Origin of the sequence: Microbispora bryophytorum (assembly GCF_006874465.1) — a bacterium.
GTDB lineage: Bacteria > Actinomycetota > Actinomycetes > Streptosporangiales > Streptosporangiaceae > Microbispora > Microbispora bryophytorum.
On sequence record NZ_VIRL01000001.1, the window covers coordinates 178,524 to 194,917 of the forward strand.

The following is a 16,394-nucleotide window of genomic DNA, read 5'->3' on the forward strand; positions in this document are numbered from 1 at the left end:
TCACGGCACAGCACACCGACGGCCGCTCACGTCAAGAAAGGGAGTCCGATGTCTGAAGTGCTCCGCCCCCTGGACAGACTGAGACAGGCCATCAACCGCCACGACCTCGACGCCCTGGCGCGGTGCTTCGACGAGCGAGCCGTTCTGGTGGCCCCCGACGGCATCGCCGAGAACAAGGAGGAGATCGCCTCCTACTACGGCGAGTGGATGGACGCGTTCCCCAACATGTTGATCACACCCCAGTCGGTGACCATGTTCCAGGACACGGTGGCGGTGGAGTTCACGATCAGCGGCACGCACAAGGGGCCGCTGCTCGTCCCCGGCGGGGACGTGCTGGAGGGCACCGGGCGGCCTGTCCTCGTACGCTCGTGCAGCTTCTCCACGGTGGAGGGCGGGACGATCCTCAGTCACCGGCTCTTCTACGACCAGCTGGAGATGGCGGCCCAGATCGGCGGCCACCTCCGCTTCGGCGACGGCCCGTGACGGGTCCTGCGACGCGCTGAATATTTCACGGGATTCGGTCCCGGCCGGCAGGTATCGGATGGCGTTTCCCGAGGTGCCGCACGATTTCGGCGAACTCGGCGCGGAAAGGGATATTTCCACTTCGGCGAATCGTGTACATGAGCCGGGCGATTGCCGAGTCTGAGGAGCGTCGGCCCCCACGCGCGAGCCGGACCGGGCGCCGGCATGCCCGAGCCGGTCACCTCACCCTGGAGACGATCTCCCATGTCCTTCGGCCACCGCCGGTCTGTCCGCGCAATCCTGACGGCCGCGGCGGCGGCCGTCCCCGTCGCAGCACTGGCCGCGGCGGGACCGGTCCTGGGCGTGGCGTCCGCCGACGCTGCCGTCACCTGTCAGGTCACCTACGCGAGCACCCAGTGGGGCACGGGTTCGGGCGGCTTCACCGCCGGGATCACCGTCAGGAACACCGGCGAAAGGCTGACGGGCTGGAAACTGACGTTCACGTTCCCCCGCTCGCAGAAGCTCACGCAGGGCTGGTCGGCCCGATGGACCCAGCTCGCCGGCCACGTCACCGCCGAGAACGAGTCCTGGAACGGCACGGTGGCGTCCGGCGGGTCCGTGCAGCTCGGCTTCAACGGCGCCTGGACCGGCGACAACATGCCGCCCATGGACTTCGCCTTGAACGGCGTGCCCTGCCAGGTCATCGTGCCGGGCACGTCGCCGAGCCCGCCCGCCGGTCCCAGCGCGAGCATCACGCCGAGCCCGGGCGGGGACGTGCCGGTGGACAACCCGTTCGCCGGCGCCAAGGGGTACGTCGACCCCGGCTGGGCGGCCGACGTGGAGTCCTCCGCCGCGAAGGTGAACGAGGCGACCGCGGCGAAGATGCGCGGCCTGAAGAACACGCCCACCGCGGTCTGGCTGGACCGCATCGCGGAAGTCGGCGGCGGCTCCGGCGTCACCCGCACGCTGAAGGACCACCTCGACACCGCCGTCGAGCAGGGGGCCGGGTACATCACGCTCGTCCTGCACGACCTGCCCGACCGCGACTGCCGGTCGCGCGTCTCCAGCGCCGAGCTGCACGAGCGGGACAACGGCCTCGACCGCTACAAGGCGGAGTTCGTGGACCCCGTCGCCGCCCTCCTGGCCAGGCCCGAGTATCGGAACCTGCGCGTCGCGGCCGTCGTCGAGCCGCGGGCCCTGGCCGACCTCGTCGTGGGAGGCGCACTGGGCATCTATCCGTGTGTCCAGGCGACGGGGTCGGGCGTCTACGTGACGGGCATCCGCTACGCCCTCGACAAGCTGTCGCCCCTGCCCAACGTCTACACCTATCTCGACGCGGGCAGCGCGGGATGGACCGGGTGGGAGACTGACCTCGCCGCGCTCGCGACCTCCGTCACCGAGACCGTGCGCGGCACGGCGGCGGGCCTGAACAGCCTCGACGGCATCGCCACGAACGTCGCGGACTACATCCCCCTTGAGGAGCCGTTCCTGACCGGCCCTGATCAGACCGTGGCCGGCCAGCCGATCAAGCAAAGCAGGTTCATCGACTGGAACCCCTACCTGAACGAACGGGACTACGCCGTCGCGATGCGAAGCGCCCTGATCGCCAAGGGCTTCTCCAGCCTGCTCGGCGTGGTCGTCGACACCTCCCGCGACGGCTGGGGCGGCCCGGCCCGGCCCACCGCGGCGAGCACCTCCCTCAACATCGACACGTTCGTGGACCAGAGCCGCGTCGACCGGCGTCCGTCACGCGCCGCGGAGTGCAACCAGAACGGCGCGGGGCTGGGCGCCCGGCCGGTGGCCGCGCCCGTTCCGGGCGTGGACGCCTACCAGTGGATCAAGCGGCCCGGCGAGTCGGACGGCGTCGGCGGACCGCTCCTGCCCGAGGACTCCGACCGGCTGGTCGACTACAGGTGCGATCCCAACGGCTCCCTCACCCCCGGGTCGGACGGTTTCCGGCCGACCGGCGCCCTCCCCGACGCGCCGCTGGCGGGCGACTGGCATCACGAGCAGTTCGTGATGCTGGTGGAGAACGCCTACCCCGCTCTGTGAGCCCGCGACGCGTCCTGCCTGACGCCGTTCCCGAGCCGGCTCCACAGGCGCCTGCCGCCGGGCGGCGGCAGGCGGCAGGCGGCGGCGCGCTCGCCGTCGTCAGGGGCCGGTCAGGCGGCGCTCCCCCTTCGTCGTGATCACGTAGACCTGCCAGGTGTAGTAGGCGTAGTAGTTCCTGACGTCCCGCTTCATCTGACGCGCGTGCAGCAGGACCGCGTCGACGTACGCCTGGGAGTGGTTGTAGGCGTACAGCGCGCGCCGGTAGTCGCCCGGCGCGCCCGACGCGTGGAGGTAGTTGGCCGCGGCGAGCAGGGCGTCGCCGGTGTCGTCGATGTCGCCGCCCATGCCGTACGCCTTCCAGGTGCCCGGCATGAACTGCATCGGCCCCTTGGCGCCCACGTAGCTCGGCGAGCGCACCCGCCCGAACTTGGTCTCCACGAGCATCACCGCCGCGAGCACCTCCCACTCGACGCCGAAGCGGCGCTCGGCGCGCCGGAAGGCGGCGAGCAGGGCGTCGGCGGGTTGCGGCGCCTCGACCTTGATTTTGATCGGACCGCTGACGGGATGGGCGAGGGAGAGCAGGTCGCGGATGGCCGTCACGTTGTCCCGCGCCCGCGCGGCCATGTCCTCCGGCAGTTTTCCGTACGTCCGGGACGCGATTGTGGAATGGCGGGCGAGATAGCGGTAGACGCGTTGTTCGTACAGGGACAGCAGGACCACCGGCTCGGGAGCCTCCCCCTTCGCGGGGTCGCCCGTGCGCCTCCAGTCGTCGATCGCGTCACGCAGTCGCCCCGACGTACGGCTGAGGGCGTCGGCCAGCCGCGTGGGGTCCTTGGGGATCGCCTCGTCCGGCGCGGGCAGGTCCCGTGCGGCCGGCTCCGGCCGCTCCGTACTCGCGGGGGACCGTTCCGACGCGGGCGCGGTCACGCTCTCGCGGGGAGCGACCGAGGCGGCCTCGCCCACTGAGCCTCCGCATCCCGAGAGCGGGACGACCACGGCGGCGAGCGCGGCGGCCAGCATCGCGTGGCGCGGCATCGTGCGTTGCGGCATCGTGTGGCGCGGCATCGTATGTTGCGGCATCGGCGGTGAGATCACGGCAGGCTGATCGTTCATCGTCACCAACGTATGCCGCGCGGGGACGTTTCATGTTCCTTCACGGCGAAGCGGCGCCCTGCGAGAGCCCTGCGAGAGCCGTCCGAGGAGGCGGGAACGTTTTACGGCTGACCGCTTTTTTCCCTTCTGTAGAATTCGATGTTGACTCACACAGTTATCGCCCAGTAGTCGTCATCACGTGCGACTGCCCCGCGTGAAATTCGAGCATCGGCCTCACCGATACGAGGACGGCACCATTCGCATCGGCGGCGAGATTTACGGGATCGCCGCCGAAATCGCGGACCCATACGGCTGGGCGTGGACGGCCCTCACGCTGATGGACGGCACCCGTTCTCTCGACGAGATCATCGAGCGGCTGCGGCTGGCCCATCCGGAGCTGCCCGACCCGGAGTCGATCGTCGAGCAACTGGCCGCCACCCGATACGTCGAGGACGCCGCGGCGGTGCCGCCCGCCGGGCTGAGCGAGCGCGAGCGCGACCGCTACAGCAGGAACCACGCGTTCTTCCGCACGGTCGACATCGTGCCGCGCGGCCACGGCTGGGAGACCCAGCTCCGGTTGAAGTCCGCGCGGGTCGTGGTGCTCGGCCTGGGCGGCACGGGCTGCCACGCGGCCTGGGCGCTCGCGGCCGTCGGCGTCGGCACGATCCACTGCGTGGATCCCGACCTGGTCGAGCTGTCCAACCTCAACCGCCAGGTGCTCTACGGCGAGGGCGACGTCGGGCGGCCGAAGGCGGAGGCGGCCGTCGCCCGGCTGCGAACCGTCAACTCCGACATCTCCGTCACGGGCGAACGCCGCCACATCGGCAGCAGGCGCGAACTGGACGAGTTGATCGCGGGCTACGACGCGCTCGCCCTCTGCGCGGACCGGCCCACCGGGCACGACATCAGGGTGTGGGCCAACCGCGCCTGCGCCGCCGCGGGCATCCCCTGGGCGGGCGGCGGATACAACGGGCCGCTGGTCACCGTGGGGTGCTTCGCGCCGGGAGCGGGCGCCTGCTACGAGTGCCTGAGCAGCGGCGAGGAGGCGCGGCGCCACCCCGGCACGCCCGTGGACCTCGGCGGGCCCGGCGTGATCGCCACCTCGGCGGGCGTGTCCGGCCAGCTCGTCGCCCACGCGCTGCTCGGCCTGCTGACCGGGGTGCCGGTGCCGCCGGTCGGCACCATCCAGGGGGTCAACCTGATCGCCGCGGACCACCACGTGTGGGTCCGGCATCCGCCTCGGCCCGGCTGCCCGGTGTGCGGGACCCGGGCCGACGGGTCGGAACACAATTCAATGCACCGAATGACCGAAATCGACGCCGGCCGTGCGAACAGAACCAGGCCTTGACTGCGCCGGTCAACGGACGAATCATGAACGGGTTCTCGCGAGAACATCCATGTCCCCTCCCCTTCCGAGAGGAACCGGATGAACACGAACGAGCACGAGACCGAGGCCGTCGACGAGGCCGTCGTGCCGGCGAAGACGACGATCACCATCCGGCTGCTCGACAAGATCGAGACCACGACCAGCAGCAACAGCGTCGGCAACTGACCAAGCGCCGGCCGCGGCGTGCGGGGGTGCCGCGGGGCCGCCCGCACGCCACGGCCGGCGAGAGCCCGCAGCCGGAACTCAGGGAGGGAAGGGTGGCGAACGCCGGCACCGTCTTCGACGACGTACGGCAGGCCGAGGCGCGGGTCCTGTCCGCCGACGCCTACCAGGCCGAGTTCACCGAGGAGTTCAAGCGGGCCCCCGACGGGGTGTGGAAGCTCGAACGCGCTCAGGAGTTCTTCGAACCCGACGTGGCGAGCTGGCGGGCGATGATGGCCGGCGACTGGGACGGGTCGCTCGCCCTGCTGGAGGGGCTGCGGGAGTTCCTGGTCGACTACTACCGGACCCGGCCCACGGCCCGCCGGGTCCGCGTCGTGGAGACACCGCTCACCCCCTATCTCCAGTGGGAGCTGCACGTCCTGGCCGTTCGGGCGACGGCGGGCGAGCGGCCCCGGGTGCTGCACGCGGACGCCGTGCGGGAGCTGGAGCACCCCACACCGCTGCCCGAGATCGTCGTGCTCGGCCCCACTCTGCTCTACGAGGTGCGATACGACGAGATCGGCGCGCACATGGGCGCCCGGCGGATCACCGATCCCGCCCTCGTCGGGCCCTGCCTGGCCGCGATCAAGGAACTCTACGGCCGGGGAGAGGACGTCCGGGCGTACGTCGAGCGGGAGGTCGCCCCGCTGCCGCCACCCGTGATCACCGCCCGGAGGCGCGACCTCCTGTCCGGCTACTCGCACCACACCGGGGTCTTCCGCCCCTGACCCCGCGCCTGGAGGCCCATGGTGGGAGATGCGAGCGTGGTGCGGCTGCGCGACCTCGCGTTCCGGCAGGACGGCTCCCAGTGGATCGTCGGCCGCCCGGACGGGGACGCGTTCGTCGCCGTGCCGTACGAGGGGGTGCGGGCCATCGGGCTGCTGTCGGCGGGAGCGACGGTCGAGGAGACGGAACGGCGGCTGCGTGCCGAGACCGGCGCCGATCTCGACGTCCGCGGCTTCGTCCGCGCCCTGGGCGAGCTGGGATTCCTTGAGGAGCCCGGCGGACCGGCCGCCCCCGCCGCGCCGCCGACCTTTCCGTGGCTGCGCCCCGGGCACGTGCGGTGGACGCTGCACCCGCTGGTCCACCTGCTGGTCGCCGGCCTGATCGCCGCCGGGATCGCGACGGCGGTCACCCGGCGGGAGACGCTGCCGGGCTGGCGCGACCTGCTGTGGAGCGAGCGCGGCACGCTCGTGCTCGCGTCGCAGATCGCGGTCGGCTGGATCCTGATCTTCCTGCACGAGATGGCCCACCTGTCGACCGCCAGGGCCGCCGGGGTGCCGGGCAGGATCCGGCTCGGCACCCGGCTGCAGTTCCTGGCCGTCCAGACCGAGGTGTCCGGCGTGTGGCTGGCCGGGCGGCGGGTCCGCCTGACGGTCTATCTCGCCGGGATGGCGACGGACGCGGCGGCGTGTTCGGCCGCGCTCCTCCTGACCGCCGTGCTGGGACACCGTCCCGTGCTCTCCCTGGTCGCGCTGACCTCGTTCGGCATGCTGGCCACGCAGTTCCTCGTGTTCATGCGCACCGACGTCTACTTCCTGCTGCAGGACCTGAGCGGATGCCGCAACATGTACGGCGACGCCTCCGCCTACGCCCGCCACCTGGCGCTGCGGGTGCTGCGCCGTCCCTCCCCCGACCCGCTCACCGGGCTGCCGCGCCGGGAGCGCCGCGCCCTCAGGACCTACGCGGTGCTGCTGGTGGCGGGCACCGCGGCCTGCCTGGGGGTGGCGTTCGCGGTGACGGTGCCGGCGACGCTGACGCTGCTCGGCCGGGCCGTGGGCGTGCTGGCCGCCCCCGCGGATCCGCTCTCCGGGCTGGACGCCGCGGCGGTGCTGCTGTCCGCGGTCGCGTTCCAGGTGCTCTGGGCGCGGGCCTGGTGGCGCAGGCACGGCCCGCGCGTACGACGCGCCCTGCGCCGCCCGGGAAGGGAACGGGTCGCCGATCAGGACTGCGCGTAGGAGCCGGTCGTCAGCTCCTCGATCAGTCCGGGCCGCTCCGGGGCCCATCCGAACAGCCGCCGTGCCCGCGAGGCGTCCATCGGCGACGAACGGGTGAGCGTGGCGGCGAGCGGCCCCATCGCGGCGATCCCCTGCTCCAGGGTCAGCGACACGGCCTGGGCGCCGGTCAGGCCGGCGACCGTCTCGGCGATCCGCCGGATCGGGGTCCGCTCGGCCGAGGCGGCGTTGACGACGGTCCCGGCGTCGCGGTGCTCGATCGCGGCCACGTACAGCGCGGCGAGGTCGTCGACGTGCACCGACGACCACGCGTTGGCGCCGTCGCCGATGTAGGGCACCGTGCCGCCTTGCCGTCCGGCGGCGATGAGCCCCTGGAGCAGGCCCGATCCGCCGCGCCCGTAGACCAGCGCCGCCCGGATCACCGTGCCCGCCACGTGACCGGCCGCCAGGACCTGCCGCTCGCCGAGGACCTTGTACGGCTGCGGTGACGTCTCCGGGGCGACGGGGTGGTCCTCGTCCACCGTGGCGCCCTGCCGGTCGGGGTAGACCAGGCCGGTGCTGGTGTAGACGAACCGGCCGCCCTCGTTCAGGCCGTCGAGCAGCGCCGCGAGGGTGTCGCGCTCGATCTCGCCCATGTCCGGATCGGCGTAGTCCACGGCGGTGTGCACCACGGCCTGCGCCGCCGCGGCGGCGCCGCGCAGGACGTCGAGGTCGCGCAGGCCTCCGGGCACCGCCTTGGCGCCCAGCCCTTCGACCCGCTCGCGCGCCTTGTCCGAGCGGGCCAGGGCGACCACCTCGTGGCCGGCCCTGACGAGGTGCTCGGCCACGACTGCGCCGACGTAGCCGCTCGCACCGGTGATGAAGATCCGCATGATCGTGTGCCTTCCGTGAGGTCGGGTGACCGCGGCGCGTTCGTGCTCGCCGCCGGTCGGTGCCGACCCCACCGTCGCCCCGGGCCGTCCCGCACAGCCAGGGACCGAGAGTCCGTGGCTGCGGGAGTCCGCGCACCCGATGCCGGGCGTACGGTCACAAGCATGGACAAGCTTGGCCTGGCGCGGTTCCTCCGGAGCAAGCGGGAGAGCATCGACCCCGCCGACGTCGGCCTGCCCCTGGGACGACGCCGCCGCACCCCGGGGCTGCGGCGCGAGGAGGTCGCCCAGCTCGCGTACGTCTCGGTGGACCACTACACGCGGCTGGAACAGGCGCGGGGCCGTCACCCGTCACGGCGGGTGCTCGACGGCATCGCCCGCGCCCTGCGCCTGTCGGACCAGGAGCGGGCCCACCTGTTCCACCTCGCCGGGGAGCGGGAGGAGAGCCGGTCCGCGGAGCCCGTGAGCGAGGTGCGCCCGAGCACGCTGAGCCTGGTCAACCGGCTGACCGACGCCGCCGCGATCGTCGTGGACGACATGTGCCGCGTGCTGGCCTGGAACCCGCTGGCGGCCGCCCTGTTCGAGGACTTCTCGGCCCTGGCCGGCCAGGAGCGCAACGTCATCAGGCGCTACTTCCTGCACCCCGACCCGGAGCGGCGGCACTACGGGATGAGCAGCCCGGAACGGTTCGCCGTCACAGCGGTCAGCTACCTGCGCGTCGCCGCGACCCGCTACCCGGACAGCCACGAGCTGAACAGCCTGATCGAGGAACTGGTGGCGGGGAGCGAGGACTTCGCCCGGCTGTGGAACTCGCAGCGGTTCCACATCGAGCGGCACCTGCACCAGACCGTGCGGCACCCGCGCGTCGGGCCGATCGAGCTGGACTACGACGTGCTGACCGTGCCCGACCAGGAGCAGCAGGTGGTCATCTTCACCGCCGAGCCCGGGTCCCCGGCGTACGAGTCCCTGCAGTTCCTCAAGGTCGTCGGCGCCGAGCAGGTGCCCGCCGAGGCCTGACCCGCGTCCGCGTACGTCCGTCTCCCCGCTCGGCCGGCCGGGGCTCCGTCGGCGGGTTCGATGTAAATAATTCTGTACATCACGTCAAAGACGGGTTACCTTCGTGATGTCAAAGATGTTGTACATCCGAAGGGGATCGATCATGACTCACGAGGAGAAGCGCGCCTGGATCCGGCTGGTCGTCGCCGTGATCGCCTACGCCGCGTACGTCGTCGCCGTCCTCAGACGGGCGGACGGAGGCCCCTTACCCGACGTGCCGTACGCCGCCGCCCTGCTGTGGACGATCGGCGGGGCGATCGTCGCGGCGATCCTGGCCGAGATCGGCATGGCGATCGTCAACCCGCGGGCCTCACGCGTCATCGACGTCCGCGACAAGGAGATCGGGCGGCTCGGCGACTACACCGGTCAGGCGTTCGTGGCCATCGGGGCGCTCGCGGCGATGCTCATGGCCGTGGCGGAGTGGGACAGGTTCTGGATCGCCAACGTGATCTACCTCTTCTTCGTCCTGTCGGCGGTCCTCAGCGATGTCACCAAGATCATTCTTTATCGCAGGAGCGTTCCGGAGTGGTGAAGCCCACCCGCGTGACGAACCGCATCCGCGCGCTGCGGTTCGCCCACGACGAGATGACCCAGGCCGAACTCGCCGAGCGCATCGGCGTGACCAGACAGACCGTCATCGCGATCGAGCAGGGCCGATACTCGCCGTCCCTGGAGATGGCCTTCCGGATCGCCCGGGTGTTCGGCGCACCGCTCGACGACGTGTTCCAGTATCCCGACCTCCCCGAGGAGACGAAGTGAAGGCAATCGTCCAGGACACGTACGGCCCGGCCGACGTGCTCGAATTACGCGACATCGACCGTCCCTCGATCGGCGACGAGGAGGTGCTCGTCGAGGTCCGCGCGGCCGCCGTGGACCCCAGCGTGTGGGTCCTCATGACCGGCACGCCGTACCTCGCGCGCGCCGGATTCGGGCTGCGCCGCCCCAAGGTTCCCGTCCGGGGCCGCGACGTCGCCGGGGTCGTGACGGCCGTCGGCGCCGGCGTCACCCGCTTCCGGCCCGGCCAGGAGGTGTACGGCACCTGCCCGACCGGCTCGCTCGCCGAGTACGCGAAGGCGCCGCAGGCCCGCCTCGCGCCGAAGCCGGCCGACCTCACGTTCGAACAGGCCGCCGCGGTGCCGGTCTCCGGCATGACGGCGCTGCAGGCCGTACGGGACGTCGCCGGCGTGCGCCCGGGACAGCGGGTGCTGGTGATCGGCGCGTCGGGAGGCGTGGGGTCGTTCGCCGTGCAGATCGCCAAGGCGCTCGGCGCGAGCGTCACCGGCGTGTGCGCGGCGGCGAAGGCGGACTTCGTGCGGTCGCTCGGGGCCGGCGACGTCATCGACTACACCCGCGAGGAGATCGACCGCGACGGCGCACGCTACGACGTCGTCGTCGACACCGCGGGCAACCGGCCGCTGTCCCTGCTGCGGCGCGCCCTGACCCCGCGCGGCACGCTGGTGATCGTCGGCGGCGGGCACACCGCGTACCGCTTCACCGGTGGCATGGGACGCACGGTCCGGGCTCCGCTGCTGTCACTGTTCACGGGGTCGATGTTCAGCGGGCGGCGGCTGCGCCCGATGTTCTCCCGCGAGCGCGCCGAGCACCTGGAGGAGCTGACCCGGCTCATCGAGTCCGGCGCCGTCGTCCCGGCGATCGACCGCGCCTATCCCCTCGCCGAGGCGCCCGACGCGATCCGCCACCTCATGGAAGGCCACCCCGCCGGCAAGGTCGTCGTCACCGTGTGACCACCCTCAGGGAGTCAGGGGGATCCGGCGGGCGCGGACCGTGCGGTGGCTGATCCGCCAGCCGTGGTCGCCGCGCACGAGCGTGTCCTCGTAGGTCACGCTGCCCGTGGTCCCGTCCGCGTTGACCCCGATGCCCTTCGAGATCGCTCGCGCCCGGCCGTCCGCCGCCTCGGTGACGACGATGTTGGTGACGTGGTGGGCGACGGGGTTCCCCTCGCCCAGGGCGAGCGCGGCATCGCACAGCGCCGCGAGTCCGACGATCACCCCGCCGCCGAGATCACCGACGTCGTAGACGACGTCGGGCAGGAACACCTCGCGCAGGCCGTCGAAGTCGCCGCTGTCCGTGAGATGGCCGTGCAGGTTGATCACGTCCGTGATGGCCGTGCGGTCGTCGGCGGTCAGGGTCATCGTCCTCCCCGTTTCATCCAAGTGGGGAACTCCCCGGTTAGAGCTGTTACCGTAAGTGGGGAACTCCCCGGTTAGCAAGAGAGGGAAGCGCGGATGACGCCGAGTGGTCCCGAGCCCGCACCGCCCGGCCGTACGCGCAGGGCGGACGCCGCACGCAACGCCGCACTGCTGCTCGCCGCCGCCCGCGAACTCGTCGCGGAGTCGGGGCCCGAGGTCGCGCTGGACGAGGTGGCGCGGCGGGCCGGCGTCGGCAACGCGACCCTGTATCGGCACTTCCCCACCCGCGCCGACCTGCTAGTCGCCATGTACGCGGACGAGGTGGCGGAGTTGTGCCACCAGGGCGCCGACCTGCCGACGGGGCTCTCCCCGGCCGACGCGCTCTTCTCCTGGCTGGACGCGTTCGTCGTGCACGTCGCGACGAAACGGCCGCTCGCCCTCGCGGCCACGGAAGGTGCCACCGGCCGCCGTAGCGCGTTGTTCGACCAGTGGCACACCTCGATCCACACCACCGCGTCCGGCCTGCTGCGGCGGGCCCAGGACGCCGGCGCCGTACGGCCCGGACTCACCGTGACGGACCTGCTGGCCCTCGCCGGCGGCGCGGCACTCACCGCAACCGACGTGGCCCACGCCCGACGGCTCACCGCACTCCTGCGCGGTGGCCTGGAAACCGGCCTGGAAACCGGCGACTGAGGGTTCGGCTCCCCGGCGAGGGCAGGTCTGGCAAAAAGTGATATCACTTTGCTAGTGTCGTGCCAGACACCGAGGAGAAGACATGACAGACCTCCAGATCGCCGTGGACATGCCGGCCCCCCAGACCCACGAGCGGACGGCGCGAGCGACCTCGGGGTGGCCGCTGCTGGTCCTGGCCCTGCTCGGCCTGCTCAGCCCGGCCGCGCTGGTCCCGATCGGAGCCGTCCTCGCGGCCGGCGGCAGCGGCGGCGCGGGAGTCGCCCTGATCGCCGCCGGGGTGCTGCTCCTCCTGGCGGCCGTCGTCGTCTTCACCGGCCTCACCGCGGTCGCCCCGGGTGAGGCCCGCGTGATCCAGCTACTCGGCCGCTACGTGGGCACCGTCCGCACGCCCGGCCTCCGGTTCGTGGCGCCCTTCACGCAGAAGCGCCGGGTGTCGACCCGGATCCGCAACCACGAGACCGACATCACCAAGGTCAACGACGCCGACGGCAACCCGATCGAGATGGCGGCCGTGGTGGTGTGGCAGGTCGAGGACACGGCGAAGGCCGTCTTCGAAGTCGACGACTTCATGGAGTTCGTCGCCTTCCAGACCGAGACCGCGGTGCGTCACATCGCCGGCAGCTACCCGTACGACGGGCACGACGACATGCTGTCCCTGCGGCAGAACGCCGAGGAGATCACCGGCCGCCTGTCGGCCGAGATCCAGGCCCGGGTGGCGTCCGCCGGAGTCGAGGTCATCGAGTCGCGCATCACCCGCCTGGCGTACGCCCCCGAGATCGCACAGGCGATGCTGCGCCGCCAGCAGGCCGGAGCGATCGTCGCGGCCCGTCAGCGGATCGTGGACGGCGCCGTCGGCATGGTCGAGGCGGCGCTCGCCCGGCTGGACGAGCACGACGTGATCGAGCTCGACGAGGAGCGCAAGGCCACCATGGTCAGCAACCTGCTCGTCGTCCTGTGCGGCGACCGCGACGTGCAGCCCGTGGTGAACACCGGCTCCCTGTACCGCTAGACCGCAGGCGACTTGTGGCGACCGAGAGAAAAAGCGTCCTGCTGCGGCTGGACCCGGCGGTGCACGACGCGCTGGCCCGCTGGGCCGGCGACGAGCTGCGCAGCACCAACGCCCAGATCGAGTTCCTGCTGCGCCGGGCGCTGGCAGAGGCGGGACGACTGCCGGGCGACGCCGGTCGCATCCCCCGGCGCGGCCGGCCCGCCAAGAAGGGGACCCCGCCTCCGGAGGCCCCCACCGCCGATCGGCCCGACGACTGAAAGGAGGGCGGTCACGTGGACGTCCCCGGCTCCCTGACGGCTCAGCTCTACCTGCTGGCCTACGACGCCCGCAAGGAGCGGGTGGTGACGAACCACCGCTTCCCCTACCTGCTGCGCGCGGCCGCGCTCACCGACCTGCTGCTGACCGGCCGGATCGCCGACGACGGCGGCAAGGTGCGCGTGGTGTCGGAGGATCCGCTCGCCGACCCGGTCCTCGACGGCCTGCTGCACCAGATCGCCCAGTCGGGGCCCCGGCCTTGGCGGCACTGGATCGGCAAGGACGGACGCGCGACGGTGCGGGCGGTTCGCGACGAACTCGAGACGGGACGCTGGATCAGGGTCGAGCCGCGCCGGCCGTTCCTCGTCTTCAGCACGAGCCACGTCCGCGTACGCGACACGCGGGTGGTGAAACGACTCACGGCGCAGGTCTCCACCGCTCTCACCGGCCCGGTCTCGCGGATCGGAGACCGGGAGGCCGCCCTTGTCGGCCTGGCCGCGGCGGGAGAGCTCGGGACGATCCTCCCGCGCGCCAGCCGACGGGCGCACAAGCAGCGCATCGCCCTGCTGTCCGAACGCGGCGGCCCGGTGGCGTCGGCCCTCCGCAAGGTCATCCAGCAGGCCCGCGCCGCCAGCGGCGGCTGACCTCGGGGACGAACCCGTCCGTCCCCGTCCCCGGCCGCCGGGTCCGCTCACCTCCCGCAGGTGCGGAGCATGTTGAGCAGGGCGACCTTCTCCGCACGGGTCACGAAGAGCCGGTAGTGATGCTTCACCGCGACCCACGAGGTCGCGTAGCGGCACCAGGAGGCACGGCGCGGCGGACGCCAGCTCTGCGGCCCCTGGCCTCCTTTGGCCATGTTGACGGCGTGGCTCACCACGACCAGCTCGGGGCGGCTGAGGTCGTTGGCGAACGCGCGCCGCTTCGCCTGGCTCCATCTCTTCGCGCCGGAACGCCAGGCGTACGCCAGGGGGACGACGTGGTCGATGTCGATCTGCTTCACGCTCTTCAGCACCTTGCCGTCGTACGGGCTGTGCCAGACACCCTTCACGGCCTGGCACGCTCCGTTCCTCCGCACACCCCGGCCCTGGCGGGCGAGGATCACCTCCCGCGCGTCGCACTCCCCCTTGTGATGCGCCCAGCGCGGCTGGAACCGCCGGTGGCTGTAGCCGCGGAGCGACAACGGCTTGGCGACCTTCAGTTGCGCCAGCATGCGGCGGGCCGGCGCCCCGGCATCGGCCCGCCCACGGGCGTCGGCCGCGGCCGGCGGGGCCGTGGAGACAGCGGTGATCGGGAGGACCGCAAGGGACAGCACGGCGATCTGGAGAGTGCGTCTCATGGAGATCATGGTTCCAGCCATACCAGTCTCTCTCCACGGGCCGTGACGATATGCGGGTGTCAGTGCGATCCGCGGGCGGGAATGTTCGGCGATCTCGGATGGTTCAAGGCGAACGGAAGTTGAAGATTCAATTAGGAGGGCGGCCATGCCCGCTGTCACCGCCGACACCCTGACGCTCCCCCGCGTCGCCGCACCGGATCCCGCCGTCGCGGCACCACGACCCGTTCGCTCGGTGACGACCGCGCCCAGCGGCTTCGAGGGCGAGGGCTTCCCCGTACGCCGCGCGTTCGCCGGAGTGCCGCAGGCGATGCTGGACCCGTTCATCCACATGGACCAGATGGGCGAGGTCGAGTACGCCCCCGGCGAGCCGAAGGGCACGCCGTGGCATCCGCACCGCGGCTTCGAGACCGTCACCTACATCATCGACGGCGTCTTCGAGCACCAGGACTCCAACGGAGGCGGCGGCACCATCACCAACGGCGACACCCAGTGGATGACCGCCGGGGCCGGGCTGCTGCACATCGAGAAGCCGCCGGAGCATCTGGTGGTCTCGGGCGGGCTCTTCCACGGCATCCAGCTGTGGGTGAACCTTCCTCGCGCGCACAAGTTCCACCTGCCCCGTTACCAGGACATCCGGGCACGAGAGGCTGCGCTGCTCGCCTCCGCCGACGGCGGCGCGCTGCTGCGCGTGATCGCCGGGGAGCTGGACGGGCACGCCGGCCCGGGCGTCACGTTCACCCCGATCACGATGGTGCACGCGACCGTCAGCCCCGGCGCCCGGCTCGACCTGCCGTGGAACCCGGAGTTCAACGCCCTCGCCTACATCCTGGCCGGGCAGGGCTCCGTGGGCGCCGAGCGACGGCCGGTCCGCAAGGGGCAGCTGGCCGCCTTCGGCGCGGGTGGGTCGCTGACCCTGGCGGCGGACACCGCCCAGCCTCAGGCCGAGCCCAACCTGGAGGTGCTGCTGCTCGGCGGGCGGCCGATCCGCGAGCCGGTCGCGCACTACGGGCCGTTCGTGATGAACACCCGCGCCGAGATCGTCCAGGCGCTGGAGGACTACCAGGCGGGCCGCCTCGGGGTCATCCCCGCCGAGCGGGTTCCGCACGCCGACGGACCCCTGACCGCGACGGACTGACGCGTCCGCCGGAAGGCCGGCCGAGGAGCGCGCCAATGCGCCGCTCGGCCGGCCGCGAGCGGCGGAGCCAGGTTTCCGCCTGTCACCGCGTCCCGAGCCCCGCGCCGATCGTGCGCAGTGCGTCGAGGAGATCGCGGGCCGACGGAGCCTGCTCGGGATCGACGAGCCACTGGGCCGCCATCCCGCCCAGCAGTGCCTGGTAGAACGCGCCGACCGCCATCGCCCTGCGTTCGTCCGCGGCCGGATCGAGGTGTTCGAAGATCGCCGCCAGGCCCAGCTTCGCCTGCCGGTTGGCGGTCGCGAACGCCTCGCGCAGCTCGGGGAGCCGGTCCATCTGGGCGATGAGCTCGAACTGGATGGCCCACAGCGGTCTCAGCCTGTCGAAGGACTCGATGATCCGCGTCCACGTCGCCTCGAATCGCTGCGCGGGCGCGCCGTCGAGTGCCGCGTCGGCGGCGAGCGTCTGCTCGATCTCCTTTCCCCATTCCTCCATCGCCTCGATGAGGGCCGCGTCGAGCAGGGCCTTCGTCGTCCTGAAGTGATAGCCGATGGCGGCGAGGCTCGTGCCGGCGGCCGCCGCGATGTCACGCGCGGTGGTGCCGGAGTATCCCTTCTCCATCAGGCACCGCTTGGCGCCCGCGAGCAGATCTTCCCGGTTTCCCATGGCCAGAGCCTAGCCCATGCCAGCACAAACGTCTTGTACATCCGTACTAGACGTATGACTTAGACGCTTGTACAGTTC

The 16,394-nt window shown here is 71.8% G+C and carries 20 protein-coding genes; 15 read left to right on the forward strand and 5 right to left on the reverse strand.

From position 1 onward, the window contains the following. Window positions 1–48 precede the first annotated feature (48 nt). Together FLX07_RS00895 and FLX07_RS00900 are read left to right on the forward strand one after the other, a co-directional pair. The gene (locus tag FLX07_RS00895; RefSeq protein ID WP_167748063.1) at window positions 49–483 is read left to right on the forward strand and encodes a nuclear transport factor 2 family protein; all 435 of its coding nucleotides are present in this window, start codon (window positions 49–51) and stop codon (window positions 481–483) included. Between the two features lie 243 nt (window positions 484–726). Continuing rightward, window positions 727–2,514, forward strand: coding sequence for a glycoside hydrolase family 6 protein (locus FLX07_RS00900; RefSeq protein WP_167748064.1), 1,788 nt, complete (start codon window positions 727–729; stop codon window positions 2,512–2,514). A 99-nt stretch (window positions 2,515–2,613) separates the two neighbouring features. Here FLX07_RS00900 and FLX07_RS00905 read toward each other — a convergent pair whose 3' ends face one another. Further along, the gene (locus FLX07_RS00905; RefSeq protein ID WP_167748065.1) at window positions 2,614–3,564 is read right to left on the reverse strand and encodes a lytic transglycosylase domain-containing protein; all 951 of its coding nucleotides are present in this window, start codon (window positions 3,562–3,564) and stop codon (window positions 2,614–2,616) included. Between the two features lie 256 nt (window positions 3,565–3,820). Between FLX07_RS00905 and FLX07_RS00910 the strand changes: the two genes are divergently transcribed. The 4 genes from FLX07_RS00910 to FLX07_RS00920 all read left to right on the forward strand — a co-directional run bounded on the left by FLX07_RS00910 (window position 3,821) and on the right by FLX07_RS00920 (window position 7,152). Further along, window positions 3,821–4,954 carry a HesA/MoeB/ThiF family protein gene (locus tag FLX07_RS00910; protein ID WP_142567499.1) on the forward strand — a complete coding sequence of 378 codons (1,134 nt, stop codon included), beginning with the start codon at window positions 3,821–3,823 and terminating at the stop codon, window positions 4,952–4,954. A gap of 78 nt (window positions 4,955–5,032) precedes the next feature. After that, window positions 5,033–5,158 (forward strand): hypothetical protein, encoded by a 126-nt coding sequence (locus FLX07_RS38215; protein WP_263407591.1) that lies wholly within the window; start codon window positions 5,033–5,035, stop codon window positions 5,156–5,158. A 92-nt stretch (window positions 5,159–5,250) separates the two neighbouring features. Further along, window positions 5,251–5,922, forward strand: coding sequence for a DUF6879 family protein (locus FLX07_RS00915; protein WP_142567500.1), 672 nt, complete (start codon window positions 5,251–5,253; stop codon window positions 5,920–5,922). 18 nt (window positions 5,923–5,940) lie between these two features. Further along, complete coding sequence (locus tag FLX07_RS00920; RefSeq protein ID WP_142567501.1) at window positions 5,941–7,152, forward strand: hypothetical protein; 1,212 nt, start codon at window positions 5,941–5,943, stop codon at window positions 7,150–7,152. On the opposite strand, the gene FLX07_RS00925 is transcribed toward FLX07_RS00920, so the two are convergent. Then, the gene (locus tag FLX07_RS00925) at window positions 7,137–8,021 is read right to left on the reverse strand and encodes an NAD-dependent epimerase/dehydratase family protein (protein ID WP_142567502.1); all 885 of its coding nucleotides are present in this window, start codon (window positions 8,019–8,021) and stop codon (window positions 7,137–7,139) included. The genes FLX07_RS00920 and FLX07_RS00925 overlap by 16 nt on opposite strands. A gap of 162 nt (window positions 8,022–8,183) precedes the next feature. On the opposite strand from FLX07_RS00925, the gene FLX07_RS00930 reads away from it, so the two are divergent. The 4 genes from FLX07_RS00930 (at window position 8,184) to FLX07_RS00945 (ending at window position 10,819) form a co-directional block, all read left to right on the forward strand. Further along, window positions 8,184–9,035 (forward strand): helix-turn-helix transcriptional regulator, encoded by an 852-nt coding sequence (locus FLX07_RS00930; RefSeq protein ID WP_142567503.1) that lies wholly within the window; start codon window positions 8,184–8,186, stop codon window positions 9,033–9,035. A 142-nt stretch (window positions 9,036–9,177) separates the two neighbouring features. Next, complete coding sequence (locus tag FLX07_RS00935) at window positions 9,178–9,606, forward strand: hypothetical protein (RefSeq protein WP_142567504.1); 429 nt, start codon at window positions 9,178–9,180, stop codon at window positions 9,604–9,606. Further along, on the forward strand, window positions 9,600–9,833 hold the full coding sequence (locus FLX07_RS00940; protein WP_030510150.1) for a helix-turn-helix transcriptional regulator: 234 nt from the start codon (window positions 9,600–9,602) through the stop codon (window positions 9,831–9,833). Before FLX07_RS00935 ends, FLX07_RS00940 begins: the two co-directional genes overlap by 7 nt. Continuing rightward, a complete protein-coding gene (locus tag FLX07_RS00945) occupies window positions 9,830–10,819 on the forward strand; it encodes an NAD(P)-dependent alcohol dehydrogenase (protein ID WP_142567505.1) in 990 nt (329 codons plus the stop codon). Before FLX07_RS00940 ends, FLX07_RS00945 begins: the two co-directional genes overlap by 4 nt. Before the next feature lie 6 nt (window positions 10,820–10,825). On the opposite strand, the gene FLX07_RS00950 is transcribed toward FLX07_RS00945, so the two are convergent. Beyond that, entirely contained in the window at window positions 10,826–11,227 is a 402-nt protein-coding gene (locus FLX07_RS00950) for a nuclear transport factor 2 family protein (RefSeq protein WP_142567506.1), read from the reverse strand. 93 nt (window positions 11,228–11,320) lie between these two features. Between FLX07_RS00950 and FLX07_RS00955 the strand changes: the two genes are divergently transcribed. From FLX07_RS00955 to FLX07_RS00970, 4 genes are all read left to right on the forward strand, one after another. Continuing rightward, window positions 11,321–11,917 carry a TetR/AcrR family transcriptional regulator gene (locus FLX07_RS00955; RefSeq protein ID WP_142567507.1) on the forward strand — a complete coding sequence of 199 codons (597 nt, stop codon included), beginning with the start codon at window positions 11,321–11,323 and terminating at the stop codon, window positions 11,915–11,917. 82 nt (window positions 11,918–11,999) lie between these two features. Next, entirely contained in the window at window positions 12,000–12,926 is a 927-nt protein-coding gene (locus FLX07_RS00960) for an SPFH domain-containing protein (protein ID WP_142567508.1), read from the forward strand. 14 nt (window positions 12,927–12,940) lie between these two features. Beyond that, on the forward strand, window positions 12,941–13,183 hold the full coding sequence (locus tag FLX07_RS00965) for a type II toxin-antitoxin system antitoxin (RefSeq protein ID WP_142567509.1): 243 nt from the start codon (window positions 12,941–12,943) through the stop codon (window positions 13,181–13,183). A 15-nt stretch (window positions 13,184–13,198) separates the two neighbouring features. Further along, window positions 13,199–13,825, forward strand: coding sequence for a GOLPH3/VPS74 family protein (locus tag FLX07_RS00970; RefSeq protein WP_142567510.1), 627 nt, complete (start codon window positions 13,199–13,201; stop codon window positions 13,823–13,825). A gap of 47 nt (window positions 13,826–13,872) precedes the next feature. Here the strand turns inward: FLX07_RS00970 and FLX07_RS00975 are convergent, their stop codons facing one another. Then, window positions 13,873–14,517: an HNH endonuclease family protein gene (locus FLX07_RS00975; protein ID WP_223852883.1), complete on the reverse strand. Its 645-nt coding sequence runs from the start codon at window positions 14,515–14,517 to the stop codon at window positions 13,873–13,875. A gap of 145 nt (window positions 14,518–14,662) precedes the next feature. On the opposite strand from FLX07_RS00975, the gene FLX07_RS00980 reads away from it, so the two are divergent. Next, entirely contained in the window at window positions 14,663–15,652 is a 990-nt protein-coding gene (locus tag FLX07_RS00980; protein ID WP_142567512.1) for a pirin family protein, read from the forward strand. 82 nt (window positions 15,653–15,734) lie between these two features. Here the strand turns inward: FLX07_RS00980 and FLX07_RS00985 are convergent, their stop codons facing one another. After that, a complete protein-coding gene (locus tag FLX07_RS00985) occupies window positions 15,735–16,316 on the reverse strand; it encodes a TetR family transcriptional regulator (RefSeq protein ID WP_142567513.1) in 582 nt (193 codons plus the stop codon). Between the last annotated feature and the right edge of the window lie 78 nt (window positions 16,317–16,394).